Source organism: Pseudomonas viridiflava, from assembly GCF_900602065.1.
In the GTDB taxonomy this organism is placed as follows: domain Bacteria; phylum Pseudomonadota; class Gammaproteobacteria; order Pseudomonadales; family Pseudomonadaceae; genus Aquipseudomonas.
The window spans coordinates 1-381 of the sequence record NZ_UWFN01000249.1 but is presented as its reverse complement, the minus strand read 5'-3'; the positions used below and the strand labels follow the sequence as shown (position 1 = coordinate 381).

Here is a 381-nt window from a genome sequence, read left to right as displayed (position 1 = left end):
TTCTTGCGGTCCACGATGCGCACAAAGCCATCGTCGTCGATCACTGCGATATCACCGGTCTTGAGCCACCCTTCGGCGTCGAGCGCCTCTGCGGTAGCCGCCGGTTGCTGCCAGTAGCCTTTCATCACCTGCGGGCCCTTGATGCACAGTTCGCCGCGCTCGCCCAAGGGCAGTTCGCCGCCCTCGTCGTCAATCACCTTCATCGCCGTGGCCGGCACCGGGATGCCCACGGTGCCCAACCGGGATTTATTGCCATACGGGTTAGTGCTGGCCACCGGCGACGTTTCCGTCAGGCCGTAACCCTCGCCAATCGCGCAGCCGGTGAGCTGTTCCCAACGCTCGGCCGTGGCCTTGATCAACGCCGTACCGCCGGAGTTGGTG

1 protein-coding gene is annotated in these 381 nt (G+C 64.6%); it reads right to left on the bottom strand.

Features of this window, described 5'->3' with window-relative positions:
* The coding region (locus EE949_RS13660; protein WP_164666778.1) for an AMP-binding protein at positions 1-381 on the bottom strand (381 nt) is incomplete at both ends.